Here is a 26,386-nt window from a genome sequence, read left to right on the forward strand (position 1 = left end):
TGAACTGTAAAAGCTGTAGCACGGAGTCGGTATCCCCCGTTCGGGGGATTTTGAAAACTGAATTGGGCCTTAAGCATTCATCATTTCGCATGATGGGAAATTGGGGTCTACGCCCCTGCTTCAGGTCGTCGCGCGTACTGGAAGGCGCACTTCCAGCCAGGCACCACCCTCAGCCGCAATACGGGCAGTGGCCACGCCGCCGAAGCGCATGGCGATGGCCCGCACCAGGGCCAGGGCCAACCCCACCCCCCCATCACGCTCGGAGGCACCGGGCGCGCGCCAGAACGGCTGAAACGGCTGCTCCAGTTGGCCGGGCGCCAGCTGCAGACTGGGGTCGCGTACCGCCAGGCACACGCTGGTGCCGTCCAGCCGCAGCCGCGCTTCGGCAGACCCAGCATGGGCGACACGCTGAGCGCTTTGCAGCAGGTTGCGCACCATGCGGCGCAGCAGCACCGCGACCCCCTGTACGCTCGCCACAGTGTCGGGGGCCACGTCCAACACCACGCTGGCGCGGGCACACTCTTCGGCCACCAGTGCAACCATGTCGACCACTTCAACGGTTCCCAGGTCGGTCTGCTGGGCATCCAATCGGCTGGCGAGCAGCAGTTCGTCCACCAGACTGTCCAGCTCGGCAATGTTGCGCACGAGTTCGTCATGCAGGGCCTGGCTACCGGCATCGCCCGGCCCGCTGCCCAGCAGTTCGAGCCCCATGCGGATGCGTGCCAGCGGCGAACGCAGTTCGTGCGAGGCATTGGCCAGCAGCGCCTTCTGCGAGGCCAGCACGTTGGCCTGGGCCTGCACCAGGGCTTCGATGCGTTCGGCCGAGTGGTTGAAGCGCTGGGCCAGGAAGGCCACTTCGTCGCGCCCCTGCACCGGCACCCGCACCTTCAGGTCACCCTCCCCCAGCCGTTGCACTCCACGCTGCAGTTGCTCCAGGTTGCGCGTCAGTCGGCGCACGATGGGGTAGGTGGCCAGCGCCACCGCCAGCGCGACCAAGCCCAGCGTCCAGGCAAAGCCCATGGGCGCCAGCCAGCCGTTGCGTGGTGGGCGCGGCAGGTGCATGTGCAGGGTCTGGCCATCGTGCATCAGCACCACGAATTCGGGCCCGCGTGGCGTCGGGGCTTCGCCCTCTGGCGCTGACACGGGCGGGGTCGGACGCCCCAGGCCTTCACCCGGACGCATCCAGGGCGGCGGACCGGGCTGGCGCTGCCCGGCACCAATGACCTGGCCCTGTGCGTCACGCACCACCACTTCACGCAGCGGAGGCTCGGCGGCCATGCGCCACACAAAGCCCACCAGCAGTGTCAGCACCGCCACGGTACCGACCACGGCAAGCCAGATGCGGACGTAGAGCTTCTGCAGAAACATGGTCACCTCAGTAAGGAGCCCGTCGCCGGGCCGCCCCAAGACGGGCTGCGCCCCCTTGGGGGGCAGCGACCCGCGAAGCGGCGGAGCGTGGGGGCGCCATCTCAATCCTGCTGCTTGGCAAACACGTAGCCCACGCCGCGCACGGTCAGTATGCGCTTGGGGTCCTTGGGGTCGGCCTCGATGGCGGCACGGATGCGCCCCATGTGCACGTCGATGGAGCGGTCGAAGGCATCGAGCTCGCGGCCGCGCACGGCCTCCATGATCTGGTCGCGCGTGAGCACGCGCCCGGCGCGCTCGGCCAGCGCCACCAGCAGGTCGAACTGGTAGGAGGTCAGGGTGCAGGGCTGTTCGGCCACCGACACCACCCGCGCATCGCGGTCAATGCGCAGGCTGCCGAACTGCAGCACCGACTTGTCCGCAGCCACCTGGGCCACGGGTTCGGTGCGCCGGCGCAGAATCGCGCGGATGCGCGCCAGCAGTTCACGTGGCTCAAACGGCTTGGGCAGGTAGTCGTCGGCCCCCATCTCCAGACCGATGATGCGGTCCATGGCATCGCCCTTGGCGGTGAGCATGAGGATGGGCGTGGTGGCGGCGGCACCGGGCAGCGCGCGCACCCGGCGGCAGATCTCCAGGCCGTCCATGTCGGGCAGCATGAGGTCCAGCACCACCAGGGCTGGGGGCGTGCCCTCGCCCAATCGGGCCAGGCCGCTGTGCCCGTCGGCGGCATGCTGCACCGTGAAACCGTTGCGGCCCAGGTACTGGCCCACCATGTCCGCCAGGCGGACGTCGTCCTCGATCATGAGCAGGGTGTCGTTCATGCTCAAAGTGTAGGCCAGGGACCTGCACCGTGCATGACGCACCGGCGTCGTCGAGGTAAAGAAAGGTAAACCAGCGCCAGCGAGTTGTTACCATTTTGGTAGCTGTTCACGCAATATATTCAAGGGCCAGGCGCCGTTTTCACCCTGGAAGCCAGGCCCACCAGCAGCAGCACCGGTGCGCCCAGGCAGGCGGTGGCAGTGAAGAAGGTGCCGTAGCCGAAGGCGTTGACGAAATCACCCGAAAACCCGGCCACGAACTTCGGCAGCAGCACCATCATGGAGCTGAACAGCGCGTACTGGGTGGCGGAGTAACTGACATTGGTGAGCGACGACAGGTAGGCCACGAAGGCGGCCGTGGCAATGCCACTGGAGAAGTTGTCGGCCGATATGACCGCCACCAGCGCCGGCAGGGCATGCCCCTGGGTACCGAGCCAGGCGAACAACAGGTTGCTGGTGGCGCTGAGCACGGCCCCGAGCATGAGCACGCGCATGACGCCCAGCCGCAGCGCCAGGGCACCACCCACGAACGCCCCCACCAGGGTCATGATGACGCCGTAGACCTTGGTGACGGTGGCCACCTCGGCCTTGGTGTAGCCCATGTCCACATAGAAGGGGTTGGCCATGATGCCCATGACCACGTCACTGATGCGGTAGGTGGCGATGAGCGCCAGAATGAGCACCGCTTGCCAGCGGTAGCGACGCAGGAAGTCGGCAAACGGGTCGACCAGCGCCCCCTGCAGCCATTCAGCCGCATTGCGGGCTGGCGGCAGCTCCTTGGGGGCCGGTTCGCGCGACCACAGCACGGTGAGCATGCCCGGCAGCGTGCTCAGCGCCATGGCGAGGTAGGCACTGCGCCAGGCGCTGTACTGGTAGGTGTCGGCACTGGGCACCTCGGACGCGGCGGCGATCCACAGGGCCCCGGCCCCGGCCCAGATCATGGCCAGGCGGTAGCCCGCCATGTAGGTCGCCGAGAGGGCCGCCTGGTGGGCGCTGTCGCCCGACTCGATACGGAAGGCGTCGAGCGCAATGTCCTGCGTGGCACTGGCAAACGCCAGCGCGATTGCGCACCACACCACCGGCGTGAGCGACTGGCGCGGGTCGGTCAGCGCCATGGTGACCAGCGCCGTGGCAATGCACATTTGCGCCAGCAGCAGCCAGCTGCGCCGCCGCCCCAGCAGCCGGTGCAGCAGCGGCAGCGGCAGCCGGTCCACCAGCGGGGCCCAGGCCCACTTGAAGCCGAAGGCGATGCCCACCCAGCTCATGTGGCCAATGGTGCTGCGGTCCACCCCCGCCTCGCGCAACCAGAAGCTCAGGGTACCGAACACCAGCAGGAAAGGCAGTCCGGCAGAGAAGCCGAGGGCCAGCATGCGCAGCGAGGCGGGCTCGAGGTAGACCTTGAGGGTATCGGTCCAGCGCGGCGCGGACACTTCGGGCGTGGGGGTGGCGGTCATGGACCAATAATAGCGGGCTGGGGAGCATGCACCCGAGCTTGCAGTGCCCGCACACACCCCCATGTAACGCACCATTGTTTTTCCGCTGGCCCCCATGCGCAACAACCGACTCTTGCCCGCCGTGTTCGTGTCCCTGCTGCTCATCCTGGGCAGCGGAGCCGCCTTGTCCGCCTCCGAGCGTGAAGGCGTGGACGTGGGCAAGAATTCGGTCTTCACCAAGTTCATTTCGGCCGAGCAACTGGAGCAGTCGGCCGCACAGCAGTACCACCAACTGCTGGGGCAGGCGCGCGACAAGAATGCGCTGGCGCTGCCCGACCACCCGCAGCTGCGGCGACTGCAGGGCATCGCACGCAAGATCATTCCCTTCGCCGCCGCATGGAACCCGCGCGCCACCCAGTGGCGCTGGGAGGTGAACCTGCTGGGTTCCTCCCAGGTCAACGCGTTCTGCATGCCTGGCGGCAAGATCGCCTTCTACACCGGCATCCTGGACAAGCTCAAGCTCACCGACGACGAAGTCGCGATGGTGATGGGCCATGAGATTGCCCACGCGCTGCGCGAACATGCACGGGAGCGCATGGGCAAGAACGCCGCCACCAACATCGGCACCAACCTGCTGTCGCAGGTGCTGGGCCTGGGCCAGCTGGGGCAGACCGTAACGCACTATGGAGCGCAGCTACTCACGCTGGAATTCAGCCGCGAGGACGAATCCGAGGCCGACCTGGTGGGCATGGAGCTGGCCGCCCGCGCCGGCTTCAACCCGCGCGCCGGCATCAGCCTGTGGCAGAAGATGGCCACCGTGAACAAGAACGCGCCTCCGCAGTGGCTTTCCACCCACCCATCCAGCAGCACCCGCATCCGCGAGATCCAGGACAACCTGCCCAAGGTGGAGCCGCTGTACCAGCGCGCACGCGGCCGATAGCGCCCAGACGCTCCTGATTCAGGAGCAGCTCACGCAGATACCGCCCGGAGAGGCGGCCTCATTCGTTGTAAAGCCCCTGGTCAATGCGCTGACGCACGTAGGCGTAGGCACTGAGCACGGCGTTTTCCTCACTGGGAAAATCGTTGGGCACGCGCTGTGCCGTGCTCTCGTGGCCCTTGAGTCGGGCAAAGTCTGCCCCGCGCTCCAGATGCACCCAGGCCTTCCAGCGGCCAGTGGGCGCCCGCTCGGTAGAGACCGAGGCACAGACACCGTGGTGTTCGATGGCAGGAAAGTGGGACATGGTGCACTCCTTTCTTCCAGCAATCCGATGCAACCGCACAAGCCGGCATGCCACACGCTGGCCCCGCAGCCATCGCGTTGGCAGGCAACGCAGCCGGCAAACGCTGGGACAAAGAATAGATCGGGTATCCGGTCAATGCAAGCCCCAGTGGGGGTTCCCATCCTGCTCTGCCCTGTGGCCCCACATTGCCTTTGATAGCGGTGTGCTGCTGCAAAGCGGACAGGAGAGGAAAGACGCTCGATGCCATGACGTCTCATGAACCATCCAACCGGGCCATTGCCAACCTCCCGCCAGCGCGCCGTGCCGACACAGCGCCATCGACCAAACCCTAACCTGCAGCCAGGCTGCCAACGTAGGGGTTGAAGCGCCGCTCTTCCCCCAGCGTGCTCTCGGGCCCGTGGCCGGGGATGAACACCACATCATCACCCATGGGCCACAGGCGCTCGCGGATGCTGGCAAGCAGTTGGGCATGGTTGCCCTGGGGGAAGTCGGTGCGCCCGATGGAGCCTGCAAACAGCACGTCACCGACGAAGACCCGACGCGCCTCGGGCGAGAAGAACACCACGTGCCCCGGTGTATGGCCCGGGCAATGGCGTACCTGCAGGGTGCTATGGCCCACGGCCACGGTGTCGCCATCGTGCAACCAGCGCGTGGGCGTGAACGGCAGTGCCGGGGGGAACCCGAACATCGCGCTTTGCTGCGGCAGGCCATCGATCCAGAACTGATCTCCCGGGTGGGGGCCGACGATGGGCAGGTGCAGCGCCTGGGCCAGTTCACCCGTGCCCCCAGCGTGGTCGATGTGGGCGTGGGTCAGCAGGATCTGTGTCAGATGCAGACCACGGCGCTGTACTTCGGCCTGCAGGTTCGGCAGATCGCCACCGGGATCGACCACAGCCGCCTCCAAGGTTTCGTCACACCAGACGATCGAGGCATTCTGGGCAAAGGCGGTGACTGGGATGGTGCAATATTGGAGCATTTCTACCAAAGTTGATAAAACAGACGAAAGCTGATTCTTGTATAAAGGGAGCACCCACCAAGAACTCACCAGGGAGTGACGCAGACGATGAAAATCCTGTGGCCTATTTTGCTCGCAGTTTTGCGCTCCCTGTATTTCGCCTACGCGCTGTGGTGCGTGCTGTTTCCGGTCGGGCTGTACTACCTGGTGCGCGACTGCCCCTCCGTCGTGCAGTGGGTGGGGGCGGGTCTGGGCCTGGCGCTGGTCCTCGGGGTGTACCTGCGCCGAACCCCCGGTGACCCCAACCCCTGGCAAAGCGGCTTCCTGGCCTGGTTCGGCACCCTCAAGCGCTTCGGAACCATCACGCCGGGCCCCATGGTGGGCATTGGATTGCCCTCGGTCTACCTGGTCGAGAATCCGCGCAGCTATCGCATCGGTGGGCGTGACCTGCGCAAGGTTCTGGCCGACCTGCAGCCGGGTGACATCCTGCTGCGCGGCTACGACGGCTACATCGACGGTGCCTTCATTCGGCGGGCGTCGCGCTGCTCCGACACCGGATTCAAACCGGGCTGGTTTACCCATGCGGCCCTGTACGTCGGCCCCATCGGCGAGGAGGAACGCGCTGAAGTGGAGAAGCGCTTTGCACAGGAGCCCGGCCTGCGGGGGCAGGATTACCACCAGTTTTTCGAGACCGGCTCCCACATGGTGATCCACTCGATGTCCAAGGGGGTTCATACCGAAGACATCCTGACCTTCACTCGCTGCGATTACCTGACGGTGCTGCGCCTGCGGGGCGATACCGGCTTCGACCAGCCACAAGCCGTGGCCGATGCGATCGCACGGGCGCTGTCGAAGATCGGGGAGAAGTACGACTTCGACAGCAGCGACACCACCCATTTCCACCGCTTCAGTTGCTCGGAACTGGTGTACTACTGCCTGCAAGGCGTGCGCGAGAAGCTGCAACTGGCGCCACGGGCGCATGCGCTCTATCCCCTGGGCACCTGGAACCCGCACCTTGCCGTGCTCAAGCGCACCACCATCATCCCGGACGATTTCTACGACCTGTGCACCGAGGGCAAGCTCCAGCGCGTCTGGGAAGACCGGGAAAGCGCCCAACGCCCAGGCCATCTGGGGCCCTTGCCGTCATGAAGTGGGGCCTGCACGCCCTCCTCCAGGGCACCAACGAGGTGCTGGGCCTGGGCGTGCGCGAGCTGGCGGGCTTTGAAGAGCGCGCCGGTCATGTGCGGGCAGCATCGGCACTGGGGGTGTTCTTTGGCATCCTGTTCTCGGCGTTCAACATGGCCACCCCCGGCATGGAAGTGCTGGGCCAGGCCGAATTGGCGGTGGTTCTGGTCCTGTTGGTGCCTGCCGTGGTAGCCAGCCGCTGGCCGCACTGGGTAGGCCTGGCCGAAGTGCTGGTGGTGCTGGCCTCGATGGGTTTCTCCTTTGCACTGCTCATCTTCGGCGGCATCGAAGGCACGGGGTTGTTCTGGGTCGGCATGGTGCCCTTCCTGGGGTTCTTCATCGGTGGTCAGCGCAATGGCTGGCTGTACTGCCTGGCCATGATCGGTGCGATGACGCTGTACTTCACGGGCATCCAGCGGCACCTGCCTTGGGCACACCAGCACAGCAGCGTGGTGGCCACCCAGTTTGTCCTGTCCTTCGTGTTCTACACCTTGGTAGCGGCGGCATTCAACCGTGCCCGCAGCCAGTTTGAAGACAAGCTGCAGCAGCGGGTGGAGGAAAAGACCGCCGATGCCAAGGCCCTGCTGGCCCAGATGGAATACCTGGCAACCCACGACACCCTGACCGGACTGCCCAACCAGCTGCTGCTGGTACAGCAGCTGGGGGCAGCCATTGACCAGGCGCGCACGCAGAACCGCGCGGTCGTGGTGTGCGTGATGCGACTCGAGCGCATGTTCGAGTTGTGCAACGTCCTTGGCGCCGAAGGGGGCGACCAACTGGTGCGGGAGGTGTCAGCACAGCTGCAGGGGCTCTGTGGTGAGCGCGGCACCCTGGCACGCACCCGGCGCGACGAGTTCGCGGTCATCTACCCGCTGCACCAGCCCCATGTGCAGCCAGCGCAACTCCAGCAGTTCTTGCTGGAGCACCCGATCTCGATCCAGGTGCAGGGTTATTCGCTGTTTCTGGAATTCACCGTGGGTCTGGCCGTTTTCCCGGAACATGCCGCCAGCGCCGACCGGCTCCTGCACCGCGCCGAGCAGGCCATGCTGCAGGCCTATCGCAGCGACCAATCCTGGTCGCTCTACAACGAGGATCTGGAAAAGACCTTTGTGCGCCACCACCTGCTGTTTGGCCGCCTGCGCGATGCCCTGCAGCTCGGCCATCTCCAGGTCCATTTCCAGCCACAAATCGACCTGCACACGGGGCAACTCCATGGTGCTGAGGCCTTGGCACGCTGGTGGGACCCGGTCAGCCAGTCGATGGTACCGCCCGTCACGTTCATTCCCGTGGCGGAAGAGTCCGGGCTGATCCGGCCCCTGACGCGCTGGCTCATTGGCGAATGTCTGCGCCACTGTGCGTCCTGGCACGCCATGGGGCGGCCGCTCGATGTCTCCATCAACCTTTCGGCCATGAACCTGCTGGACCCGGAGTTGATTTCCGTACTGCAGCAGAGCCTGCAAGACACGGGGCTGGCACCGCGGCACGTGAATCTGGAGATTACCGAGAGTTGCTTCATGGACTCGCCCGAGCGGGCCATGGAGGTGGTGCGCCACCTGCACTCCCTGGGGTTTCGCCTGTCCATCGACGATTTCGGCACCGGGTATTCTTCCCTGTCGTACCTGAAAAACCTGCCCATCGATGAGCTGAAGATCGACCAGGGCTTTGTTCGCAACCTGCTCGACAACCCCGGCGATCAGGCCATCGTGGCATCCACCCTGGACCTGGCCCACAACCTGCGACTCTCGGTCGTTGCGGAAGGCATAGAAGACAGCGCAACCGCGCTCTGGCTGCGGGCCCGCGGCTGCGAATTCGGTCAGGGCTACCATTTCGCGCGCCCCATGTCGGCCGAGGACTTCCTGCACTTCGCAGGCAATTTCACCCCCAGTTTGCCGCCCACGCCATGAGAATCATCCACCTTAGCGATACCCACATCGGGCGCGATGACAACCTGCGCCGCATGCAGGCGCTGCTGAACGACATGCGCCAGCATTGCAACCCGCAGACCCACGTGCTCGTGCACACCGGCGATCTGATCAACCACGGCCACTCGTCCGAAATGATGGTGGGGCGGGATCTGCTGCAAGGCATGGCCGATGCCGGGTGGCGCGTCCTGCTCGCGCCGGGCAACCACGACTACGGCGACTCGCTCCATGTGGACCCCGAGTGGGCGGCGCAGTACCGCCAGACGCTGGCGCCCTTCCTGTTCGGTGACACACCCGCTACGTTCCCGGTATTGCGCTTGGTGGAGGACTGCGCCTTCATTGGCCTGGACTCGAATGCCGCGGAGATGGGCTGGTGGGAGCGCTGGATGGCCGAAGGCTATTTGGGCGGCGCCCAGCGTGCGCGCTTGAGCGCCATGCTCGATTCTGCGGAGGTGCGCACGCGCACGGTCATCGTCTACCTGCACCACCACCCCTTCATCGACGCCCCCATGGTGCGCGCCGACGTGGGCGACCGGGCCTACTGGAAGGAGCTGTTCGGTTGGAACACCCGGCGCTTCAGGCGCCTGAAGGACGCCTACTCGCTGATGCAATGCCTACGCGACCGCACCGACATCCTGCTCTTCGGCCACCAGCATTTCGGACTGGACTTCAGCGCCGAGGCCCAGCGTTACGGCATTCCATTGGCACTGGACGCCAGCTCCAGCACCGCCACGCAGATGGACACCGACCGCATGCGCTACCGCATCATCGACAGCACCACCAGAACCTTCGAGACGCGGTTTGTAGCGTTTCCCTAGACCAAGTGCTCGTAGGCCACTGTAACGGGGGCGTGGTCTGAAAACTTCTCGTCCTTGTAAATGGACACACTGCGGGCCTGCCCCGCAATGGCCGGGGTGGCCAGGTGGTAGTCCAGCCGCCAGCCTACGTTCTTGGCATAGGCCTGCCCGCGGTTGCTCCACCATGTGTAGCAGGCATCCGTCGTATCGGGATACAACTGGCGGTAGACGTCGACCATGCCGCCTTCTGACAAGAACTTCGTCATCCAGGCGCGCTCCTCCGGCAGGAAGCCACTGTTCTTCTGGTTGCTCTTCCAGTTCTTCAGGTCCGCCTCCTTGTGGGCGATATTCACGTCGCTGCAGACCACGAAGTCGCGCTGGGCCTTGAGGGCCATCAGGTGCGGGTAGATGCGGTCCAGAAAACGGAACTTCGCCTGCTGGCGGTCCTCGCCGGACGAACCGCTGGGGAAGTAGATGCTCAGGATGGAGCGCTTCACGGCAGGCGTGTCGAAGCGCAGCTCCACATAGCGGCCCTCGTCATCGAATTCGGCGTCACCAAAGCCCACCACCACGTCGCTGGGCTCGTGGCGGGTGTAGACCGCCACGCCCGAATAGCCCTTCTTCTGGGCAAAATGGAAATGCCCCTTCAGGCCCGCCAGCGACTCGAACTTTCCCGCAACGTCGGGCGCCTGGGCCTTTACTTCCTGCACGCAAATACAATCGGGTCGCTCTTTTGCGAGCCAGGCTTCAAGCCCTTTGGAAGTGGCAGAACGGATGCCGTTGAGGTTGAGGCTGGTTAACTTGAACAAGGATTTCCCCATGTCGAATCAGGACGCAGTGGCCCAGGAATTTGTGGCGTTTGCCTTGGAGTGTGGCGTGCTGCGCTTTGGCGAATTCAAGACCAAGGCCGGGCGCATGAGCCCCTACTTCTTCAACGCCGGGCTGTTTGACGACGGCGCCAAGCTGCTGCGTTTGGCCGAATTCTATGCCCAGCGCATCCTAGCCAGCGGCATCGAGTTCGACATGATCTTCGGCCCGGCCTACAAGGGCATTCCGCTGGGTGCGGCGGTGGCCATCGAACTGGCGCGGCGCGGCCGCAACGTGCCCTTTGCCTACAACCGCAAGGAGGCCAAGGACCACGGCGAAGGCGGCACCCTGGTCGGCGCGCCCCTGCAGGGCAGGGTACTGGTGGTCGACGATGTCATGTCGGCCGGTACGGCCGTGCGCGAATCGATCGCCCTGATCGAAAAGGCGGGCGCCCGGGCCCATGCCGTGGCCATTGCCCTCGATCGCCAGGAGATGGCGACCGAGAAACAAGCCGATGGCAGCACCATCGATGTGCCCTACAGTGCCGTGCAGTATGTGCAGAACACCCTGAAGATGCAGGTTTGCGCGATTGCCAAGCTATCGGATTTGATGCAGTATCTGGCGCAGCGCAGCGGAGGCGATAGCGCAGAACATCATCAACGCGTGCTGGCGTACCGGCAACGCTACGGAGTGGAATAAGACCCTATGCAATTGGCACATCGCACGTGCGTGACGGCCCTGACCCTTGCCATTGCTGGCGTGGCTGCCGCCCAAGGTACGACTGGCCCGGTGATTCCGGGGGTGTACACCTGTGTCGATGCGAAGGGGCGCAAGCTCACTTCGGACCGCCCCATCCTTGAATGCATCGACCGGGAGCAAAAGGTACTCAACCCCAGCGGCACGGTGAAGGCCAAGGTGGGTCCCTCGCTGACGGCCCAGGAGCGCGCCGAGTTGGAGCAGAAGACCAAACGGGAGGCCGAAGAACAGGCCAAGGCAGCCGACGAAAAGCGGCGAAACCGTGCACTGCTGGCCCGTTACCCCAACAAGGCGACCCATGACAAGGAACGCAATGAAGCCATCACGGGTGTTGAAACCGTGATCAAGGCTGCCAAGGGGCGCATCGATGAATTGGCAAGCCAGCAAAGCCGCCTCGACCAGGAAATGGAGTTCTACAAGAAGGACCCTGCGAAGGCACCCTTGTACCTGCGCCGTCAAGTGGAAGAAACCCAGCAGAGCATGGCCGTGCAGAAGCGCTTCATCGGCGAGCAGGAGGCGGAAATCCGCCGCATCAATTCCCGTTTCGATGAAGAACTGACCCGGCTCAAGCCGCTGTGGGCGGCCGGGCAGCAATAGCGGAGACCATAACCCCCATAAAAAGGGCGCCAGTGGCGCCCTTTTTATCCTGCGAGCTTGCGCCGCAACAGTTCATTGACCTGCTGCGGGTTCGCCTTGCCCTTGCTGGCCTTCATGATCTGACCCACCAAGGCGTTGAGCGCCTTCTCGTTGCCAGCCTGGAATTCAGCCACGTTCTTGGCATTGGCCGCGATGACCTCGTCGACGATGGCTTCCAGGGCGCCAGTGTCGTTCATCTGCTTGAGACCCTTGGCCTCGATGATGGCATCGACATCGGCACCGTCGCCAGTCCACAGCGCATCGAACACCTGCTTGGCCGCATTGTTGGAAATCGTGTTGTCAACGATGCGGGCAATGACGGCGGCCAACTGTACGGGTTGCACCGGTGCCGTCTCGATGGCGCGGTCCTCCGTGTTCAGGCGCCGTGACACCTCACCCATGATCCAGTTGCTGGCCAGTTTGGCTTGGCCACAGGCCTTGGCAGTGGCTTCGAAGTAGGCGGCAATGGCCTTGCTCTGCGTCAGTTGCGTCGCGTCGTATTCCGGCAGGCCGTAGTCGGCCACGAAGCGCGCCGCCATCACGCGCGGCAATTCGGCCATCTGCCCTCGCACTTGCTCTATCCATTGCTCCGAAATACATAGCGGCGGCAGGTCCGGGTCGGGGAAGTAGCGGTAGTCGGCAGCGTCTTCCTTGGTGCGCATGGCGCGGGTCTCGCCGGTATCGGGGTTAAACAGCACGGTGGCCTGCTGAATCTCGTGGCCGTCCTCGATCTGTTCGATCTGCCAGCGCACTTCATAGTCGATGGCCTGCTGCATGAACTTGAAGCTGTTCAGATTCTTGATCTCGCGCCGCGTACCCAAGGGCTGCCCCGGCTTGCGCACCGAGACGTTGGCGTCGCAGCGGAACGAGCCTTCCTGCATGTTGCCGTCGCAGATGCCGATCCAGGTCACGATCTTGTGCAGTTCCTTGGCATAGGCCACGGCCTCGGCACTGGAGCGGATGTCCGGCTCGGTCACGATTTCCAGCAGGGGCGTACCGGCGCGGTTGAGGTCAATGCCACTCTGGCCAATGAAGTCCTCGTGCAGCGACTTGCCCGCGTCTTCCTCCAGGTGGGCGCGCACCAGGCGCACGGTCTTCTTCTCGTCGCCAAGGAAGAAACTCACCTCACCACCCTGCACCACGGGAATCTCGAACTGGCTGATCTGGTAGCCCTTGGGCAGGTCCGGGTAGAAATAGTTCTTGCGGGCAAAGATGCTTTTCTGCGCCACATGGGCATTCACCGCCAAACCGAATTCGATGGCACGCTCAACCGCGCCCTTGTTCATCACCGGCAACGTACCCGGCAGAGCCAGGTCCACGGCGCAGGCCTGGGTGTTGGGCTCGGCACCGAAGGCGGTGGCGGCGCGCGAAAAGATCTTGGATTGGGTGGAGAGCTGGGCGTGGGTTTCGAAGCCGATCACCACTTCATAGCCCTGCACCAGGGGGCTGCTTGTCTTGCTGGTCATGGTCAGATTCCTGCGGGGCGGGCGGTGTGGAAGTCGGTGGCTTGCTGGAAAGCATGTGCGGCGTTCAGAAGGCGCGACTCCTGAAGGTAGTTGCCCAGCAACTGCATGCCCACCGGCATGCCACCGGCGCCGAATCCGACCGGAATGCTCATGCCGGGCAAACCAGCGAGCGAGCCTGGCAGCGTGAAGATGTCGGCCAGGTAGTCGGCCAGCGGGTCCTTGTGCGCGCCCAACTGCCAGGCCACGGTGGGGGCCACGGGGCCGGCGATCAGGTCGCAGTCCTTGAAGGCATTCTGGAAGTCGTCGGCAATCATGCGACGGATCTTCTGCGCCTGCAGGTAGTAGGCGTCGTAGTAGCCGTGCGAGAGCACATAGGTGCCGATCATGATGCGGCGCTTGACCTCGTCACCGAAGCCTTCGGCGCGGGTCTTCTTGTACATGTCGGCCAGGTCGGCGTAGTCCTTGGCACGGTGGCCGAACTTCACGCCGTCGAAGCGGGAGAGATTCGAGCTGGCCTCGGCCGGGGCGATGATGTAGTAGACCGGGATCGACAATTCGGTGCGCGGCAGGGTGATGGGCACCAGCTTGGCGCCGAGCTTCTCGTACTGCTTGAGTGCACCATCCACGGCGGCGCGAACATCATCGGACAGACCCTCGCCGAAGAACTCCTTGGGCACGCCGATGCGCAATCCGGCGATGGCGTCGTTCAATGTCCGCGTGTAGTCTTCTGCGGGCACATCGAGCGAGGTGGAATCCCGGTCCGGATCCGGGCCACACAGGGCAGACAGCAACAAGGCACAGTCTTGCGCCGAGTGCGCCATGGGTCCGGCTTGGTCCAGGCTGGAGGCAAAGGCCACCATGCCGTAACGCGAAGCGCGACCGTAGGTGGGCTTGATGCCGGTGATGCCGCAGAACGACGCCGGTTGGCGAATCGAGCCACCGGTGTCGGTGCCGGTGGCGGCCGGGGCCAGTCGCGCGGCCACGGCCACGGCGCTGCCGCCGGACGAGCCGCCGGGAACGCGGGACTTGTCCCAGGGGTTGCGCACCGGCTCCACTGCGCTGTGGCCGACGGCGGGCACAGCGGTGTTTTCGTTGCTGGAGCCCATGGCGAACTCGTCGCAGTTGAGCTTGCCCAGGGTCACCATGCCTTGCGCGGCCAGCTTAGCAACCACGGTGGCGTCGAAGGGCGAGCGGTAGCCCTGCAATATGCGCGAGCCAGCGGTGGTGGGGAAGTCCTTCGTGACGAAGATGTCCTTGTGCGCCAACGGCACGCCTTCCAGGGCACCGGCAGTGCCGTTGGCGATGCGCACATCGGCGGCGCGGGCCTGGGCCAGCGTGACCTCAGGGTTGACCGCCACAAAGGCACCCAAATCAAGGTGAGCCTGGGCCCGGTTCAGGAAATGCTGAGCGACTTCCACTGCGGAGACCTGCTTGGCCGCCAGGGCCTGCTTGAGTTCATGCACGCCCAGGTCGTGCAGGGGAGAGGAGGATGGGGTTTGCATCATCGTTGGGTCACACAATCATTCGATCACTTTGGGCACCAGGAACAGGCCCTGTTCCACGGCCGGCGCACTTTGTTGGTTGGCGTCGCGCTGGTTGGACTCGCTCACGGCATCGTCGCGCAGGCGCAGGGCCACGTCCATGACGGTGGCCACCGGGTGCGACAGGGGCTCGACCCCGGAAGTGTCGACCGCGCGCATTTGCTCCACGATGTCGAAGAAGGCATTCATCTGGCCCAACAGGGCTTCGCTCTGGGTGCTTTCGAGCTCCAGCCGGGCCAGATTGGCCAGGCGCTGGATGTCGTTGGACGTGAGGGACATGGTGTACGGGTTTCGGTTCAATGGTGGGAATCAGCCTGCAACACTGTGTAAACACGGCGCTTTAGGGGGGCGATTCCAGGGCAATCGGTTATTATCCTGCCTTTGTGTCGCATTGGGCTCACTGCGTCCGTCTGACACGAAACTGACACTTTTCATTGACACAGGGGGCGATGGTGGGCCGAAGCGCACACCATGCCCGAGAGGAACACCGATGTTTGGAGCTTTTCGCCAGTATTTTTCGACCGACATGGCGATTGACCTGGGTACCGCAAATACCCTGATCTATGTCCGCGACAAGGGCATCGTGCTGGACGAACCTTCCGTCGTTTCCATCCGCCACGAAGGCGGCCCCCAGGGCAAGAAGACCATCCAGGCCGTGGGCCGCGAAGCCAAGGCGATGCTGGGCAAGGTGCCGGGCAACATCGAGGCCATTCGCCCCATGAAGGATGGTGTGATCGCCGACTTCACCGTCACTGAGCAGATGCTCAAGCAGTTCATCAAGATGGTGATGGGTCCGCGTAGCGTATTCAAGGGCAGCCCGCGCATCATCATCTGCGTTCCCTGTGGCTCCACCCAGGTGGAACGCCGTGCCATCCGCGAGTCGGCCCTGGGCGCTGGCGCCAGCGACGTGTATCTCATCGAAGAACCCATGGCTGCCGCCATCGGTGCTGGTCTGCCGGTGGCCGAAGCCAGTGGCTCCATGGTGGTGGACATCGGTGGCGGCACCACCGAAGTCGGCGTGATCTCGCTCGGGGGCATGGTGTTCAAGGGCAGCGTGCGCGTGGGTGGCGACAAGTTCGACGAAGCCATCATCAACTACATCCGCCGCAACTACGGCATGTTGATCGGCGAGCCCACCGCGGAAGCGATCAAGAAGGAAATCGGTTCGGCCTTCCCCGGCTCCGAAGTCAAGGAAATGGAAGTGCGTGGCCGCAACCTGTCCGAAGGCGTGCCCCGCAGCTTCACCATCTCCAGCAACGAAATCCTCGAAGCACTGACCGACCCGCTCAACAACATCGTATCGGCCGTGAAGAACGCGCTGGAGCAAACCCCGCCCGAACTCGGTGCCGACATCGCCGACCGCGGCATGATGCTGACCGGCGGTGGTGCCCTGCTGCGTGACCTGGACCGCCTGCTGGCCGAAGAAACCGGTCTGCCGGTGCTGGTGGCCGAAGACCCGTTGACCTGTGTGGTGCGCGGCTGCGGCATCGCGCTGGAGCAAATGGAGCGCCTGGGCTCCATCTTCACCAACGAATAATCCGCGGAGTCCGCGATGCCTCTGGGTACGCTGGACAGACAACCCCCGCCCTTCTTCCGCCAAGGTCCCTCCGCGCAGTCCAAGCTCGCGGTGTACAGCGCCTTGGCCATCTTCCTGATGGTGGCAGACGCCCGCTTCGGTGTGATGCAGCCCCTGCGCACCGCGCTGGCCACGGCACTCTACCCGGTGCAGTGGGTGGCCATGCTTCCGGCGCGCGGCGCCAGTGTTGCGACCGCCTACATGGAGTCGCTCACCGCGGCCCAGGAGAAAGAGGCGCAGGCCCATTTCAAGCTAGCCAGCATGTCGGCGCGCGCGAACCAGGTGGAGCAACTCACGCTCGAAAACGAGCGACTGCGAAAGTTGCTGGACCTGCGCGGGCGCACCCACGCGCAGTCCCTCGCGGCCCAGGTACTCTATGACGCGGCCGACCCGTTCACGCGCAAGGTCATCATCGACAAGGGCATGACCCAGGGCATCGCCTTGGGCTCGCCCGTACTGGACGAGTCTGGCGTGGTGGGTCAGGTGACACGCATCTACCCCCTGGTCAGCGAGGTCACCCTGGTGATTGACCGCGACCATTCGATTCCCGTGCTCAACGTGCGCACCGGGGCGCGTGGTGTGGCATTTGGCGACATGTCCAGCACCACCCACGGCATGGAACTGCGCTACATGGCCGCCAATGCCGACGTCTCCGAGGGCGACATCCTCAACACCAGCGGCGTCGATGGAATCTACCCCCCGGGGCTGCCGGTAGCCCGGGTATCCAAGGTGGAACGCCGGGTCGACACTGTGTTCGCGCGTATCTACCTCACTCCCATTGGACGGGTATCGGGCACCAACCACGTGCTGGTGCTGGAGCCGGTATCGGCCCAGATTCCGCCGCGCCCCGAACCCGATCCGACTCCGGTCAAGAAAGGGGGAGGCAAATGATCATGCGCCAGGGGCAGCAATTGCTGCTGCCAGCCAATCCGGCGTTCATCTGGGCTTCGCTGCTGGTGGCACTGGTATTGAACATGCTGCTGAACATGGCGCTGTGGGGCCGAGCCGCCTGGGTACCGGACCTGCTCGCCTTGGCACTGGTGTTCTGGACCGTGCACCAGCGACTGCGTGTGAGCATCGGCGCGGCCTTCTTCTTCGGCTTGCTCATGGACGCACACCAAGGCTCGCTGCTGGGCCAGCATGCCCTGTCCTATACGGTGCTGAGCTTCTTTGCCATCACGTTGCACCGTCGCCTGCTGTGGTTTCCCGTGCATTCGCAGGCCTTGCAGATCTTCCCCCTGTTTGCGGCCGCCCATGCCATTTCGCTGGCCATGCGCATGCTCAGCGGCAGCGCCTTTCCGGGTTGGTCGCTGGTGCTTGCCCCTGTACTCGAAGCGCTCTTGTGGCCGCTGGCATCCGCCCTGCTGCTGATGCCGCAACGCCGCGCCCCGGACCCCGATGAAGTGCGCCCGCTGTAAGTATCGGGACGTCGCTGCATGACAGAACTGCGCAATGTCGAGGCGGACCTGTCGCGCTTCCGCTCGCGGGTGCTGGTCATCAGCGGCGTGGTGCTGGTGTGCTTCGGGCTGCTGGTGCTGCGCCTGCTGTACCTGCAGATCTGGCGCCACGACGAGTTGCGTGCACAGGCCGAGAACAACCGCACCTCGATCGTCCCGATCGTTCCCAACCGCGGGCTGATCACCGACCGCAATGGCATCGTGCTGGCGTCGAACTACTCCGCCTATACCCTGGAGATCACGCCTTCCAAGACCGAGAGTGGTGTCGAGCGCACCATCGAAGACCTCTCCGCGGTACTCGACATCACGCCGCGAGACCGGCGCCGCTTCAAGAAGCTCATGGAAGAAACCAAGAGCTTCGAATCGGTCCCCATCCGCACCCGGCTGACCGACACCGAGGTGGCCCGCTTCGCGGCCCAGCGGTTCCGTTTTCCGGGTGTGGAGATCAAGGCCCGGCTGTTTCGCAGCTACCCGCACGGCGAGCTGGCCAGCCATGTGATCGGCTACATCGGCCGCATCAACCGGGCCGAAAAGGAAAAGATTGCCGACCAGGAGGACGCCGGCAATTACCGCGGCACCGAATACATCGGCAAGCTCGGCGTGGAACAGAGCTACGAGACCGAACTGCACGGCATCACCGGTGTCGAACAGGTGGAGACCTCGGCCGGAGGCCGTGCCGTGCGCAAGCTCGCCAGCAACCCCTCTACCCCCGGCAACACCGTCATCCTGTCGATCGACATCAAGCTGCAAAAGCTGATCGAAGACATCTACGGCCAGCGCCGCGGTGCGCTGGTGGCCTTGGACCCACGCAACGGCGAGGTGCTGGCCTTCGTGTCGAAACCCACCTTCGACTCCAACCTGTTCGTCGAGGGCATTGACCAGGAAAACTGGCAGGCCCTGAACGAGTCACCGGACAAGCCCTTGCTCAACCGCGCCCTGCGCGGCACGTATCCGCCGGGCTCGACCTACAAGCCCTTCATGGCCTTGGGTGCGCTGACCACCGGCACCCGATCGGCGAGCACAATCATCAATGACCCCGGCTTCTTCATGTTCGGTGGCCACCGTTTCGGCAGCCCCGAAAATGAAAAAGGCGGCGCGATGGACATGCGCCGCGCGATTGTCGAGTCGAGCAATGTGTACTTCTACACCTTGGCCAACGAAATGGGCGTGGACACCATCCACGATTTCATGAAGCCACTGGGTTTTGGCCAAATCACGGGCATCGACATCAAGGGCGAGGTCACGGGCGTGCTGCCGAGCCAGGAATGGAAACGCAACTACTACAAGCGTCCGGAGCAACGCAAGTGGTACGCGGGCGAGACCATTTCGCTGGGCATCGGCCAGGGCTACAACAACTTCACCATGCTGCAGATGGCGCAGGCCTTGTCCACCATCGTCAACAACGGCGTGCAGCACAAGCCCCATCTGGTGCTGGGGGTGCAGGACGCCTCCACCAAGTCCCGCACCACCGTGCAGCCACCCGAGCCGGTGCGCCTGGACTTCAAGCCGGAGCACCTGGAAGTGATCCGCAACGCGATGATCGGCGTGACCCAGGGTGGCACATCGACCCGCGTGTTTGCCGGCGCGCCCTACCTCAGCGGAGGCAAAACCGGTACGGCACAGGCCGTCAGCCTCGGGGCCAACCAGAAGTACAATGCGGCCACGATGGAAGAGCACAAGCGCGACCATTCGCTCTATGTTGCCTTCGCCCCGGCCGATGCGCCCCGCATTGCGCTGGCGGCGATCGTGGAGAACGCTGGCTTTGGTTCGGCTTCGGCAGCCCCCATCGCCCGGCGGGTGTTCGACTACTGGCTGCTGGGGCTGTACCCGAGCGAAGAGGACATGGCCTTGGTGAGCAAGGGGCAAGCCACAGCCCCGGTGGGCAAGCAGCGCTCTGCCGCAGAAGTCGCCTGGCCTTCCACCAGCGCTGCGTCGGCCGAACCGACGCAGGAGACCCTGCGCAGCGCCTACGTGCCGCGCCGCCGCCCGGAAGCACCCTGAACCAAGGCTTCAGCGCAGGAAAGCGTCCCAACTGGTCTTGGCGATCAGGCTGCTGACCACCACGATGAACACCCCGCGCACGAAGCCAGCGCCGTGCTTCAGGGCCAGGTGGGTACCGGCAAAACTGCCCAGTACATTGGCCAGCGCCATGGCGACCACGAAATGCCACCACACATGGCCCTTGTAGGCAAACAGGACAATGGCAGCCAGGTTCGATGCGGTGTTGAGCAGCTTGGCGCCGGCCGAGGCGTGCAGGAAGTCGTAGCCGAGCAAGCGCACCAGCAGAAAGACGAAAAAGCTGCCCGTGCCGGGACCGAAGAAGCCGTCGTAGAACCCGATGGCCACAGCGATTCCGCTGGCCACCAGGGCTTCCTGCCGACCGGCAAAGCGCGGCGCATGGGAACGCCCCAACTCCTTCTTGGCCAGCGTGTAAGCCAGCACCAGAAGCAGCACCAGCGGCAGCGCCTTGCGCAGGTAGTGTGGCGACACCACGGTCACCAGCCAGGCGCCACCCATGGATGCCACGAAACACGCGGCAGCGGCTGGGGCCAGGGCATGCCAAGGCATCTGCACACGACGCGCGTATTGCAGCGTGGCCATGGAAGTGCCCCAGACCGACGCACCCTTGTTGGTACCAAACAGCGTTGCCGGTGCGGCATGGGGAAAGGTAGCAAACAAGGCCGGGACCAGAACCAGCCCGCCGCCGCCCACGATCGAATCGATAAAACCGGCCAGCAGCGAGGCCAGCGTCACAACCAGAAGTTCCATGCGACCATTGTCGCACGCGTCACAACGCTGCCACTGCTATTGTTTTGGTAGCTGCTTGCGCAATGTATTCGCGGGCTACAGGCCAGATTAACGCAAAGTCACACCCATCTGGCGCAGGTAGTTGGCAATGTCCCGGGCAATCGGACCTTCGGCGCGCGCGCGCTCCACCACGTCGGTGGCCGCCTGGGTCTGGCCCATGGCTGCCAGCGACACCGCCAGCCCCAGGAGCCAGCGCTGCTCGGTGGGACGACTCTGCAAGGCCTGCATGTAGGCCTGCACACTGTCAGCGTGCAACCCCAGTCGCTGGGCGGCGTTGCCGCGCAGGGCCCAGACCTCGGGCGCCTGCCTCGTTCGGCTTTCATGCGCGAGCAGCATGTCGTAGGCCGCCTGCACCTGCCCCAGGGCCAGCTGCATGCGCGCCTGTTCACGGACCATGGCGACCAGCACGCTTTCCATCCCCACCACGTTGGCATGGCGATCGGCCAGCGGCAGCGCATCGCGCAGCAACTCCAGGGCTGCGGTCTGGCTGCCCTGGGCCCACAGCGACTGGGCCTGGGCCAAGGCGTCGCGGGCTGCCGCCAACTGGCGGGGGCCGGCATTGGCCGTTTCCGGGTTGGTCACGGGTGCCGACGCTGCGCCCGCAAGGGCGGGCGCCGGGCGTTCCGCGCTGGGTGCGGGTGCAGCGCGCACCTCAACGGAGGGCACAACCACTGGATTGGCACGCGGTGCGCTCGCCTGCACCAAGGGCGCCGCAGGAGCCGCGACGACTGCACTGTTGCGTGGCTCAGGCGCCATACGCGGCACGTGGTCCAGTGCGGCGTCCAGACGCAACTGCACCGCTCCACTGGGCAATTCCGCCACAGGCGATGGGCTTGGATTCGGCACGGCCGGTGGCGCAAGGGCCAGGACACTCGGTGCCGATGCCACAGCCATTGGGTCAGGTGCAGACGCACGATGCACTGGAGCCGAGCCGTACAGCAAGGCATCAAACACCTGCAGATACCATGCCGCACCCACAGCCATCACGACCGCGAACAGCACCGGCAACAGCCACCTGCGCCCTCCTTTTTGCGGTAGCGGCGGTGTGGTCAGCGTTGCGCCCGTGACACTCCGGACCCCTGGTGCGCCGGCGCTGCCTTCAAGGCCTTGCCCGCGCTGGTCCAGATCACGCAGCATCTGGTTGATCACACTCATGACATCCCCGCTCCGAACGAATCGTCCACACCACGTGCACGTCCACGGCGCGACGCACTCCGCGGCCACCAGCGCCGCCACCAGGGCGGCAAGGGTGCCACGGCCGGGGTGTCGCGTGCGGCCAGGTGCACATGACGCGCCTGGACGCGGTGGCTTGCTTCACCATAAGCCAGCATGAGGCACTTGTGGGCCAGCACGTTGATCAGGCGCGGGGTTCCGCCGCTGTAGCGTGCCAACAGCTGGGCTGCAGCGCGGTCAAATACCTCCACCTCGGTGGAATCGTCCAGCGCGGCACAGCGCAGGCGGTGGGCCAGGTAGGCGGGAACCCGTTGTGCGGCCATCGGGCCCAGGTACTCCGAGAAGGTGATGCGTTGCAGCAACTGGCGTATCTCCGGACGCTCCAGCTTGGTATCCAGGTCGGGCTGCCCCAGCAGGACCAGTTGGATCAGCTTGCGCTTTTCGGTTTCCAGGTTCGAGAGCAGGCGCAGGCTCTCGATGGACCGCAGCGGAATCGCCTGGGCTTCGTCGATGCACACCACCACCCGCCGCCCTTGGGAAGCATGCTGCACCAGGGCCGCACGCAAGGCCTCCTGAATCGCATGCCGGGTGGCGGGCGTCGGAACCTCGATGGAGAGTTCATGCAGCAGGGCCATGATCAGGTCGTCCGGCCCCATGTCGGGGTTGGGGATGTAGGCCGTCACACATTCGTCCTGCAACAGGCGCAGCAACTGGCGACACAGCACGGTCTTGCCACAGCCGAGCTCACCCACGACCTTGATGAAGCCTTCGCCACTGCGCAGCGCCACCAGCAGCGTGTTGAGGGAAGCCTGCGCCCCCTCGTGGGCAAAGAAGAAATCCGTGTCCGGGGTGATGGAGAACGGGGCCTCCCGCAAGCCGAAGTGGCCCAGATACATCACTGGGCCGGGCTGGGTTGGCCCATTTCGATCACCCGCACGCGGGCCGCATCCATGTCCTGGATGGCGGCACGGGCACGATCCGTCTGCGCTTCCCAATCGCTTTGGGAACGGATGATGGTGGGTTTGATCAAAACAATCACTTCGCGCTTGCGCCCGGTAGCTGCCTTGTTGCCGAACAGCCATGAGAATGCCTTGTCGGTCGTGCCGGGCACGCCCGAGGAGCTGCGGGTCGACTCCATCTGCATCAGGCCGCCGATGGCCACGATGGCACCGTCCTGGATGCGAACCAGCGTATCGGTTTCATTGACGCTGCTGGAGGCCAGCGGCAGCTTGTAATTGCCCACGGTCCCGAGGTCGATCTGCTTGCTCTTCTCCGTGACCGTGGTGACAGAGGGGTGGATGTGCAGGGTAATGGTGCTGCCCTCATCCACCTGCGGCGTCACGTCCAGAGAAATGCCGGAGAAGAACGGTGTCAGCGTGACGGTAGGCATGGTGGTGCTGTTGCCGCTGGTCGTGGTGCTGGACGTGCTGGCGGTGCCGCCCGAGATGTTTGTCACATACAGCTCATCGGTACCGACCTTGAGCACGGCCTTCTGGTTGTTGAGCGTCGCCACGCGCGGGCTTGACAGGGTCTGTACATCACCCTGGGTTTCCAGGAAGCCGAGCACCGCCTGGAATTGCGTTGCCGCCAGGGCCAGACCGAACAGTCCACCACCAGCCGCCATCGACGGGGCGCTCACCACGTCATTGATGACGTTGGTACCCGAGGGGTAGCTGCCCCCGCTGACACCCGAGCCAAACACGCCAATGCCCGTGGTGCCGTCGACACTGGTGCCCATGGCAGCCCAGTTCACACCACTCTGGTAGCCATCGCGCAACTCGACCGAGATGATCTTGGCTTCCAGCATGACCTGGCGCTCCACCGCGATTTGCGCTGCCTTCAGGAACTTCTCTACCTGACGCAACTCATCAGGCATGGCGCGCACCATCAGGATACCGGCATGCGGGCTGGCGATGACTGTTCGTCCCTCGGCATTGCCAACCATGGTGCGCACTGCCGCGGCCATTTCGGTCCAGAAGTCGGTTCGTGAACTGGTGGAGACACTGCTGCTTTGCTGCTGACCCTGGCTGGATGCGCCACTGGTGGCGTTCGATGCCGTGCCATTGCTTGCACCCGAGCCTGCCGATCCACCCGACGACACCCGCAAATCGCTGGCGCCGACGCGTTGGGAATTCGGGTAATTGACGGTGAACACGCGCGTCTGCAGTGTCGGCGGATAGACGGTGATGCGCCGGCCCTCCATCTTGTAGTCGTAACCATAGACATCGCGAATGGCGTCGAGGGCTTCCTTGACGGTGACACCGCGCAGAGTGACGGAGAGCGTGCCCTTGACATCCGGATGCATGAGCATGCTGTAGCGCGTGTCGGCCACGATGGCCAAGAACACGTCGCGCACCTGGGCGTTGTTGATGAGCAGGTCGATGCGCGGCTCGGCACTGGCCGTGGGCGGGCTGACGGGTTCGGCCAGTGATTCACTCACCGCAGCAGGTATCGCCTTCGGTGCAGGCTTGGCAGGGGCCATTTCGGCCTTGATGGCAGCACTGACATCGGGCGTACGCATGGGGCGATCCGCCGCACAACCCGACAACAGGCTGGCCACCACGGCGGTCGCGATGGCCAAGGCACGCAAGGGTCGCGTGCTGGTCTCCAGCAATTCGAAGTTAGCAGTCATGGGCATCATTTTCGCGGTTGGGACGCGGCGCCGCGCCAGCATCCGGTGAAGATCGGGATTCCGGTGGTGAAGTCGCGCCAGTACGGGGCTTTTTCTTGCGGGTTGATGGGGACTTGGTAGGTGCTGTCGTTCCGCAACGCGCACTGGCCACACTGCGCTGCACACCGGCAAATCGCGGCTGCTTGGTCAGGCCGCTCGCATCCCGCAGCCAGATCTCGGTTTCCGTGATGCGTTCGAGCTTGTAGTTGTCCACCGTCTGGCCCGGAGCCACCAGTCGCGATCCCACGACCAGGTAGGGCTTGCCGCCGCGCACCACCACATTGCCGGTGCCGACCGGTGAAGTCTGCATGGTGGCCCCGTCGGCCGCAGCACCGTCTAGCCCGGCCGCCGCGGGCGCCACCGTGGGGTCACGCAAGGCAGGCGTGGGCACGGGCCCCTGCGCCTGCGCAGCGCAAGCCAGTGCCAGCCACGCACAGGCCGACAGCGCATTGAACAAGCGCCTCATGGTGTCACCCCCAGCACGTAGACCTGCAGCACCATTTCCGGGGGCTGCTGCTCGGCCTTGATCTGCATACTGCCCCAACGCAGATGCGGCAAGGCAGTCTCCAGGGTCTGTACATAGCGCATCAGCTCCAGGTAGGGCCCCGCGATGCGCAGTTCCAGGCCCTGACGGGTCAGCCCCGGAACGCTCGTGCCGCCAACGCTGCCTGCATCACCCGCAAGCGTCTGGGTACCCAGCAGGCTCAGGTTGGGCTGGCGACGCAGGAACTGCACCAATACCGGCTCCAGGGCACGTCCCGTGCCCGTCTGGGCCAATTGGGCCTGGATCTCTTGATTCACCGAGGCGATGTCACGCTCCACCGCGGCAATGCCCTCGCGTACGGCCTGGTTCAGGTCCACCGGCTTGCCCGCAGCGACCAACTCGGCCCGCAGACGGTTGATTTCGGCCCCTTGGGCTGCGTAGCGTTGCTGCACCGCCTTGAACTGGGTTTGGGATGGCGTGAGCACCAGGGTGTCCACCAGCGCAAGCAAGACGGCCATCACGGCCAGAAACAGAATGGCACGCTCGCGCAGGCTCAGGGTATCGACCTTGGCGGCCCATTGCAACAGCTGGGCTTTCATGGTTTGCGCTCCACATCGTTCGTCTTGGGCACGCTCATCGGGCGCGTGCTTCCGAGTTCAAAGGACCACAGCTTGCGACCCACCGCTGCGGGCTGCAACGGCGGCGCCGTTGGCGCTGCGGGCGACACCGGCGCAACTGCAGCCGGTGCTATGGCCTTCACCTGCACCTGCGACAACTGCAAGCCCTGCAGCAGCGGGTGTGTGGCCATGCGTGCCACCCAGTCGTTGAGGGCGGCAGGCTCCAGCGTGTAGCCCGATACCCTGAACAAGCCCGCCGACATGGTCACCCCATTGATCCACACCGACGCGGGTGTGCTGCTGGCAAGGAATTGCAGCCGCGCCGCGTAGCCGTTGCCGGGCTCCGACGCCCCATCCTGCAATGCGGCCAGCAAGGCCTTGCGCTGCTCCAGATGGGCCCTGCGGTCTTCAAGCTGATGCGTCAGGCCGGGATCCACCGGCTGTGCGGCGGCTTTGATGCGCTCCAATGCGCTCTTCAAGTTGTCAATGTCCCGGGCCTGAGACTCCATGGTCTGGGTGTACTGGCGTGCCGCACTCCCCAGGTTCCAGGCCCAGGTGCCGGCCAGCACGGCCCCCAGCACCACAAAAACCCCCAGACTCGCGGCCATGGTGTGGGCCGAAAAGTACTTCTTCTGCGTCAGCAGAATGGGGGCGCAAAGGTTGATCTGCTGGGCCATG

General features: G+C 64.6%; 26 protein-coding genes. 10 read left to right on the plus strand and 16 right to left on the minus strand.

Features of this window, described 5'->3' with window-relative positions; all coding sequences use genetic code 11:
- Nucleotides 1-120: 120 nt before the first annotated feature.
- The 3 genes from RQP54_RS04865 to RQP54_RS04875 form a co-directional block, all read right to left on the minus strand.
- Nucleotides 121-1,368, minus strand: a complete 1,248-nt coding sequence (locus RQP54_RS04865; RefSeq protein ID WP_315677037.1) for a HAMP domain-containing protein — start codon at nt 1,366-1,368, stop codon at nt 121-123.
- 101 nt (nt 1,369-1,469) lie between these two features.
- Entirely contained in the window at nt 1,470-2,186 is a 717-nt protein-coding gene (locus RQP54_RS04870) for a response regulator transcription factor (protein WP_315677038.1), read from the minus strand.
- A 119-nt stretch (nt 2,187-2,305) separates the two neighbouring features.
- Nucleotides 2,306-3,637 carry an AmpG family muropeptide MFS transporter gene (locus RQP54_RS04875; RefSeq protein ID WP_315677039.1) on the minus strand — a complete coding sequence of 444 codons (1,332 nt, stop codon included), beginning with the start codon at nt 3,635-3,637 and terminating at the stop codon, nt 2,306-2,308.
- A gap of 94 nt (nt 3,638-3,731) precedes the next feature.
- On the opposite strand from RQP54_RS04875, the gene RQP54_RS04880 reads away from it, so the two are divergent.
- Nucleotides 3,732-4,556 (plus strand): M48 family metallopeptidase, encoded by an 825-nt coding sequence (locus RQP54_RS04880; RefSeq protein ID WP_315677040.1) that lies wholly within the window; start codon nt 3,732-3,734, stop codon nt 4,554-4,556.
- Between the two features lie 58 nt (nt 4,557-4,614).
- Here the strand turns inward: RQP54_RS04880 and RQP54_RS04885 are convergent, their stop codons facing one another.
- Nucleotides 4,615-4,857 (minus strand): hypothetical protein, encoded by a 243-nt coding sequence (locus tag RQP54_RS04885; protein ID WP_315677041.1) that lies wholly within the window; start codon nt 4,855-4,857, stop codon nt 4,615-4,617.
- Nucleotides 4,858-5,185: 328 nt separating this feature from the next.
- Nucleotides 5,186-5,833 carry an MBL fold metallo-hydrolase gene (locus RQP54_RS04890; protein WP_315677042.1) on the minus strand — a complete coding sequence of 216 codons (648 nt, stop codon included), beginning with the start codon at nt 5,831-5,833 and terminating at the stop codon, nt 5,186-5,188.
- An 87-nt stretch (nt 5,834-5,920) separates the two neighbouring features.
- On the opposite strand from RQP54_RS04890, the gene RQP54_RS04895 reads away from it, so the two are divergent.
- From RQP54_RS04895 to RQP54_RS04905, 3 genes are read left to right on the plus strand one after another with little or no spacing between them, the layout of a single operon-like run.
- Nucleotides 5,921-6,961: a YiiX/YebB-like N1pC/P60 family cysteine hydrolase gene (locus tag RQP54_RS04895; protein ID WP_315677043.1), complete on the plus strand. Its 1,041-nt coding sequence runs from the start codon at nt 5,921-5,923 to the stop codon at nt 6,959-6,961.
- Nucleotides 6,958-8,901, plus strand: coding sequence for a bifunctional diguanylate cyclase/phosphodiesterase (locus RQP54_RS04900; RefSeq protein ID WP_315677044.1), 1,944 nt, complete (start codon nt 6,958-6,960; stop codon nt 8,899-8,901). The genes RQP54_RS04895 and RQP54_RS04900 overlap by 4 nt, the downstream gene beginning before the upstream one ends.
- A complete protein-coding gene (locus RQP54_RS04905; protein ID WP_315677045.1) occupies nt 8,898-9,737 on the plus strand; it encodes a metallophosphoesterase family protein in 840 nt (279 codons plus the stop codon). The genes RQP54_RS04900 and RQP54_RS04905 overlap by 4 nt, the downstream gene beginning before the upstream one ends.
- Here the strand turns inward: RQP54_RS04905 and RQP54_RS04910 are convergent.
- Nucleotides 9,734-10,525: an exodeoxyribonuclease III gene (locus RQP54_RS04910; RefSeq protein WP_315677046.1), complete on the minus strand. Its 792-nt coding sequence runs from the start codon at nt 10,523-10,525 to the stop codon at nt 9,734-9,736. The two genes, RQP54_RS04905 and RQP54_RS04910, sit on opposite strands and share 4 nt — an antisense overlap.
- Nucleotides 10,526-10,535: 10 nt before the next feature.
- Here RQP54_RS04910 and pyrE point away from each other — a divergent pair, with 10 nt between their 5' ends.
- Nucleotides 10,536-11,222: an orotate phosphoribosyltransferase gene (pyrE, locus tag RQP54_RS04915; protein WP_315677047.1), complete on the plus strand. Its 687-nt coding sequence runs from the start codon at nt 10,536-10,538 to the stop codon at nt 11,220-11,222.
- 6 nt (nt 11,223-11,228) lie between these two features.
- A complete protein-coding gene (locus tag RQP54_RS04920) occupies nt 11,229-11,876 on the plus strand; it encodes a DUF4124 domain-containing protein (protein ID WP_315677048.1) in 648 nt (215 codons plus the stop codon).
- Nucleotides 11,877-11,920: 44 nt separating this feature from the next.
- On the opposite strand, the gene gatB is transcribed toward RQP54_RS04920, so the two are convergent.
- The 3 genes from gatB to gatC are packed head-to-tail and all read right to left on the minus strand — an operon-like array spanning nt 11,921 to nt 15,201.
- Nucleotides 11,921-13,381 (minus strand): Asp-tRNA(Asn)/Glu-tRNA(Gln) amidotransferase subunit GatB, encoded by a 1,461-nt coding sequence (gene gatB / locus RQP54_RS04925; protein WP_315677049.1) that lies wholly within the window; start codon nt 13,379-13,381, stop codon nt 11,921-11,923.
- Between the two features lie 2 nt (nt 13,382-13,383).
- Entirely contained in the window at nt 13,384-14,886 is a 1,503-nt protein-coding gene (gene gatA, locus RQP54_RS04930) for an Asp-tRNA(Asn)/Glu-tRNA(Gln) amidotransferase subunit GatA (protein ID WP_409997527.1), read from the minus strand.
- 15 nt (nt 14,887-14,901) lie between these two features.
- Entirely contained in the window at nt 14,902-15,201 is a 300-nt protein-coding gene (gatC, locus tag RQP54_RS04935; protein ID WP_315677051.1) for an Asp-tRNA(Asn)/Glu-tRNA(Gln) amidotransferase subunit GatC, read from the minus strand.
- 211 nt (nt 15,202-15,412) lie between these two features.
- Between gatC and RQP54_RS04940 the strand changes: the two genes are divergently transcribed.
- From RQP54_RS04940 to mrdA, 4 genes are read left to right on the plus strand one after another with little or no spacing between them, the layout of a single operon-like run.
- Entirely contained in the window at nt 15,413-16,459 is a 1,047-nt protein-coding gene (locus RQP54_RS04940) for a rod shape-determining protein (protein WP_315677052.1), read from the plus strand.
- Between the two features lie 15 nt (nt 16,460-16,474).
- Nucleotides 16,475-17,389, plus strand: a complete 915-nt coding sequence (mreC, locus tag RQP54_RS04945) for a rod shape-determining protein MreC (RefSeq protein ID WP_315677053.1) — start codon at nt 16,475-16,477, stop codon at nt 17,387-17,389.
- Nucleotides 17,386-17,916 (plus strand): rod shape-determining protein MreD, encoded by a 531-nt coding sequence (mreD, locus tag RQP54_RS04950; RefSeq protein ID WP_315677054.1) that lies wholly within the window; start codon nt 17,386-17,388, stop codon nt 17,914-17,916. The genes mreC and mreD overlap by 4 nt, the downstream gene beginning before the upstream one ends.
- Before the next feature lie 18 nt (nt 17,917-17,934).
- Nucleotides 17,935-19,956 (plus strand): penicillin-binding protein 2, encoded by a 2,022-nt coding sequence (gene mrdA / locus RQP54_RS04955; RefSeq protein ID WP_315677055.1) that lies wholly within the window; start codon nt 17,935-17,937, stop codon nt 19,954-19,956.
- Between the two features lie 9 nt (nt 19,957-19,965).
- On the opposite strand, the gene RQP54_RS04960 is transcribed toward mrdA, so the two are convergent.
- From RQP54_RS04960 to RQP54_RS04990, 7 genes are all read right to left on the minus strand, one after another.
- On the minus strand, nt 19,966-20,724 hold the full coding sequence (locus RQP54_RS04960) for a TSUP family transporter (protein WP_315677056.1): 759 nt from the start codon (nt 20,722-20,724) through the stop codon (nt 19,966-19,968).
- Between the two features lie 87 nt (nt 20,725-20,811).
- The gene (locus tag RQP54_RS04965; RefSeq protein WP_315677057.1) at nt 20,812-21,918 is read right to left on the minus strand and encodes a hypothetical protein; all 1,107 of its coding nucleotides are present in this window, start codon (nt 21,916-21,918) and stop codon (nt 20,812-20,814) included.
- Nucleotides 21,915-22,832 (minus strand): ExeA family protein, encoded by a 918-nt coding sequence (locus RQP54_RS04970; RefSeq protein ID WP_315677058.1) that lies wholly within the window; start codon nt 22,830-22,832, stop codon nt 21,915-21,917. The genes RQP54_RS04965 and RQP54_RS04970 overlap by 4 nt, the downstream gene beginning before the upstream one ends.
- Nucleotides 22,832-24,568 carry a secretin N-terminal domain-containing protein gene (locus tag RQP54_RS04975; protein ID WP_315677059.1) on the minus strand — a complete coding sequence of 579 codons (1,737 nt, stop codon included), beginning with the start codon at nt 24,566-24,568 and terminating at the stop codon, nt 22,832-22,834. The genes RQP54_RS04970 and RQP54_RS04975 overlap by 1 nt, the downstream gene beginning before the upstream one ends.
- A complete protein-coding gene (locus tag RQP54_RS04980; RefSeq protein ID WP_315677060.1) occupies nt 24,558-25,073 on the minus strand; it encodes a hypothetical protein in 516 nt (171 codons plus the stop codon). The genes RQP54_RS04975 and RQP54_RS04980 overlap by 11 nt, the downstream gene beginning before the upstream one ends.
- Entirely contained in the window at nt 25,070-25,690 is a 621-nt protein-coding gene (locus RQP54_RS04985) for a hypothetical protein (RefSeq protein ID WP_315677061.1), read from the minus strand. The genes RQP54_RS04980 and RQP54_RS04985 overlap by 4 nt, the downstream gene beginning before the upstream one ends.
- Nucleotides 25,687-26,385: a PilN domain-containing protein gene (locus RQP54_RS04990; RefSeq protein ID WP_315677062.1), complete on the minus strand. Its 699-nt coding sequence runs from the start codon at nt 26,383-26,385 to the stop codon at nt 25,687-25,689. The genes RQP54_RS04985 and RQP54_RS04990 overlap by 4 nt, the downstream gene beginning before the upstream one ends.
- Nucleotide 26,386 lies beyond the last annotated feature (1 nt).

The organism is Curvibacter sp. APW13, from assembly GCF_032337135.1.
GTDB lineage: Bacteria > Pseudomonadota > Gammaproteobacteria > Burkholderiales > Burkholderiaceae_C > Allorhodoferax.

Bases quoted from the DNA above. Each gene is read 5' to 3' on its own strand.
- RQP54_RS04865 (WP_315677037.1), bottom strand. From the start codon at position 1,368: ATGTTTCTGCAGAAGCTCTACGTCCGCATCTGGCTTGCCGTGGTCGGT.
- RQP54_RS04870 (WP_315677038.1), bottom strand. From the start codon at position 2,186: ATGAACGACACCCTGCTCATGATCGAGGACGACGTCCGCCTGGCGGAC.
- RQP54_RS04875 (WP_315677039.1), bottom strand. From the start codon at position 3,637: ATGACCGCCACCCCCACGCCCGAAGTGTCCGCGCCGCGCTGGACCGAT.
- RQP54_RS04880 (WP_315677040.1), top strand. From the start codon at position 3,732: ATGCGCAACAACCGACTCTTGCCCGCCGTGTTCGTGTCCCTGCTGCTC.
- RQP54_RS04885 (WP_315677041.1), bottom strand. From the start codon at position 4,857: ATGTCCCACTTTCCTGCCATCGAACACCACGGTGTCTGTGCCTCGGTC.
- RQP54_RS04890 (WP_315677042.1), bottom strand. From the start codon at position 5,833: ATGCTCCAATATTGCACCATCCCAGTCACCGCCTTTGCCCAGAATGCC.
- RQP54_RS04895 (WP_315677043.1), top strand. From the start codon at position 5,921: ATGAAAATCCTGTGGCCTATTTTGCTCGCAGTTTTGCGCTCCCTGTAT.
- RQP54_RS04900 (WP_315677044.1), top strand. From the start codon at position 6,958: ATGAAGTGGGGCCTGCACGCCCTCCTCCAGGGCACCAACGAGGTGCTG.
- RQP54_RS04905 (WP_315677045.1), top strand. From the start codon at position 8,898: ATGAGAATCATCCACCTTAGCGATACCCACATCGGGCGCGATGACAAC.
- pyrE (WP_315677047.1), top strand. From the start codon at position 10,536: ATGTCGAATCAGGACGCAGTGGCCCAGGAATTTGTGGCGTTTGCCTTG.
- RQP54_RS04920 (WP_315677048.1), top strand. From the start codon at position 11,229: ATGCAATTGGCACATCGCACGTGCGTGACGGCCCTGACCCTTGCCATT.
- gatB (WP_315677049.1), bottom strand. From the start codon at position 13,381: ATGACCAGCAAGACAAGCAGCCCCCTGGTGCAGGGCTATGAAGTGGTG.
- gatA (WP_409997527.1), bottom strand. From the start codon at position 14,886: ATGATGCAAACCCCATCCTCCTCTCCCCTGCACGACCTGGGCGTGCAT.
- gatC (WP_315677051.1), bottom strand. From the start codon at position 15,201: ATGTCCCTCACGTCCAACGACATCCAGCGCCTGGCCAATCTGGCCCGG.
- RQP54_RS04940 (WP_315677052.1), top strand. From the start codon at position 15,413: ATGTTTGGAGCTTTTCGCCAGTATTTTTCGACCGACATGGCGATTGAC.
- mreC (WP_315677053.1), top strand. From the start codon at position 16,475: ATGCCTCTGGGTACGCTGGACAGACAACCCCCGCCCTTCTTCCGCCAA.
- mreD (WP_315677054.1), top strand. From the start codon at position 17,386: ATGATCATGCGCCAGGGGCAGCAATTGCTGCTGCCAGCCAATCCGGCG.
- mrdA (WP_315677055.1), top strand. From the start codon at position 17,935: ATGACAGAACTGCGCAATGTCGAGGCGGACCTGTCGCGCTTCCGCTCG.
- RQP54_RS04960 (WP_315677056.1), bottom strand. From the start codon at position 20,724: ATGGAACTTCTGGTTGTGACGCTGGCCTCGCTGCTGGCCGGTTTTATC.
- RQP54_RS04965 (WP_315677057.1), bottom strand. From the start codon at position 21,918: ATGAGTGTGATCAACCAGATGCTGCGTGATCTGGACCAGCGCGGGCAA.
- RQP54_RS04970 (WP_315677058.1), bottom strand. From the start codon at position 22,832: ATGTATCTGGGCCACTTCGGCTTGCGGGAGGCCCCGTTCTCCATCACC.
- RQP54_RS04975 (WP_315677059.1), bottom strand. From the start codon at position 24,568: ATGACTGCTAACTTCGAATTGCTGGAGACCAGCACGCGACCCTTGCGT.
- RQP54_RS04980 (WP_315677060.1), bottom strand. From the start codon at position 25,073: ATGAGGCGCTTGTTCAATGCGCTGTCGGCCTGTGCGTGGCTGGCACTG.
- RQP54_RS04985 (WP_315677061.1), bottom strand. From the start codon at position 25,690: ATGAAAGCCCAGCTGTTGCAATGGGCCGCCAAGGTCGATACCCTGAGC.
- RQP54_RS04990 (WP_315677062.1), bottom strand. From the start codon at position 26,385: ATGGCCCAGCAGATCAACCTTTGCGCCCCCATTCTGCTGACGCAGAAG.